This window comes from Streptomyces mutabilis (assembly GCF_014649815.1).
GTDB lineage: Bacteria > Actinomycetota > Actinomycetes > Streptomycetales > Streptomycetaceae > Streptomyces > Streptomyces mutabilis.
Map to the genome: position 1 here is coordinate 1 of NZ_BMTT01000064.1, position 2,057 is coordinate 2,057.

Below are 2,057 nucleotides of genomic sequence, written 5' to 3' on the forward strand. Positions count from 1 at the left end.
TTGTGGCGAGCGTCTTGCTTATGTCGACATGTTGCAAAACCCTGATCTTCGTTCAGAGCCACCAAAATATGCTCATTGGCCAACTTTCCCACAATTATGGGTGGATGGCGAATTAGTCGGTGGTTGTGACATTATCTTAGAAATGTATCAGCGCGGTGAATTGCAGAAGTTATTAAAAGAGACTGCAGATAAATACCGTGGTGAAGAAGAAGCATAATCCCCATTGCGTTTTTCACCATGATTTAAATTGACCGTAATTAAAAAAAGAAGCCAGTACATTATTTGCACTGGCTTCTTTTTTGTCGTTTTATCCAAAGCACCGTAAAACCCCGTCCTTCAGGTCGGGGATATAAGGCGCGGTTTTTTAACTAACTCGGTGTTTCCTGTTGCTCAATGTACTGGCGGATAATGGATATTGGTGCGCCACCACAACTCCCCGCGAAATAACTCGGCGACCAAAGAACCCCTTTGTAGTAATCACGTTGGGCAATATCAGGACGATCACGTCGAAGTAATCGACTCGATACCCCTTTAAGACTGTTAACCAGATTAGATATCGCCAGTTTTGGCGGGTAATTAATCAGTAAATGAACGTGATCCCGTTCCCCATCCATTTCAACCAGTTCAACATCAAAATCAGCACAAACACTGGCAAAGTAGCCTCGCAATTTTTCAATTGCATCCTGATCAAATATTTTTCGCCGGTATTTTGTGACAAAGACCAAATGGACGTGCATCAGGAATACACAATGTCTGCCACGGCGAATATTCGTTTCATTTTTCATGGACCAAAGTATAATAGGTAATATGAAACGTCTACAAGCCTTTAAATTCCAGTTAAGACCCAATGGTCAGCAAGAGCGTGAGATGAGACGCTTTGCAGGGGCTTGTCGTTTTGTTTTCAATCGGGCATTAGCACGTCAGAATGAAAATCACGAAGCAGGGAATAAATACATTCCCTATACAAAAATGGCTTCATGGCTCATTGAGTGGAAAGCTGACAAAGAGACACAATGGCTGAAGGACGCCCCATCACAACCGTTACAACAGCCACTTAGAGATTTGGAACGGGCTTACAAGAATTTTTTCCAGCAGCGTACCGCTTTTCCTCGATTCAAGAAACGCGGTGGTAAAAATGAGGCTTTTCGCTACCCGCAGGGCGTGAAGCTCGATCAATCCAATAGTCGTATATCATTGCCAAAGTTGGGATGGATGCGCTACCGCAACAGTCGTGAAGTCGTCGGAGAAGTGAGAAACGTCACGGTCAGTCAGTCATGCGGTAAATGGTACGTCAGCATTCAGACTGAGTATGAAGCGACAGAAGCACAACATGGATCAACCTCAATAGTCGGGCTTGATGCAGGCGTTACAAAACTTGCCACGCTTTCAGACGGTACGGTATACCCGCCCGTCAGCAGTTTTAAAGTAAACCAGCGAAAGCTGGCAAGGCTTCAACAGAAATTAAGCCGTAAAATCAAATTCAGTGCCAACTGGCAAAAACAAAAGCGCAAAATTCAACGTCTGCATTCTCATATTGCCAATATCAGGAAAGACTACCTTCACAAAGTCACCAGTGAAATCAGCAAAAACCACGCAATGATTGTCATTGAGGACTTAAAGGTCAGTAACATGTCTAAATCGGCAAAAGGTACGACAGAACGGCATGGACGGAACGTAAAAGCTAAATCTGGTTTAAACCGCTCAATACTGGAGCAGGGCTGGTATGAAATGCGCCGTCAGCTTGAGTACAAGCAGCTCTGGCGAGGAGGTCAGGTACTGGCAATACCCCCTGCCTACACCAGTCAGAAGTGCGCTTGCTGTGGTCATACAGCAAAGGAAAACCGCCCGTCACAAAGTCAATTCGAGTGCCTTGAATGTGGATATACAGCGAATGCTGATATCAACGGGGCACGTAACATTTTAGCGGCAGGACATGCCGTGCTTGCCAGTGGAGGGAGGGTGCAGTCAGACCGCCCGTCGAAGCAGGAACCCGCCGAGGTGATTCAGACATCAGTCTGAACGCAGTAGGGATCCACGTCCTTTAGGGCGTGGAGGAT

General features: G+C 45.8%; 3 protein-coding genes. 2 read left to right on the forward strand and 1 reads right to left on the reverse strand.

What is annotated here, in order from left to right; all coding sequences use genetic code 11:
* A partial coding sequence (locus tag IE142_RS39540) for a glutaredoxin domain-containing protein (RefSeq protein WP_502266905.1) occupies positions 1–217 on the forward strand: 217 nt, incomplete at its 5' end.
* A gap of 151 nt (positions 218–368) precedes the next feature.
* Here IE142_RS39540 and tnpA read toward each other — a convergent pair.
* Positions 369–785 (reverse strand): IS200/IS605 family transposase, encoded by a 417-nt coding sequence (gene tnpA, locus IE142_RS39545; protein WP_012368599.1) that lies wholly within the window; start codon positions 783–785, stop codon positions 369–371.
* Positions 786–807: 22 nt separating this feature from the next.
* Here tnpA and IE142_RS39550 point away from each other — a divergent pair, with 22 nt between their 5' ends.
* Entirely contained in the window at positions 808–2,019 is a 1,212-nt protein-coding gene (locus tag IE142_RS39550) for an RNA-guided endonuclease InsQ/TnpB family protein (protein WP_191889385.1), read from the forward strand.
* Positions 2,020–2,057 lie beyond the last annotated feature (38 nt).

Coding starts and splice junctions, on each gene's coding strand:
- tnpA (WP_012368599.1), bottom strand. CDS start 785: ATGAAAAATGAAACGAATATTCGCCGTGGCAGACATTGTGTATTCCTG.
- IE142_RS39550 (WP_191889385.1), top strand. CDS start 808: ATGAAACGTCTACAAGCCTTTAAATTCCAGTTAAGACCCAATGGTCAG.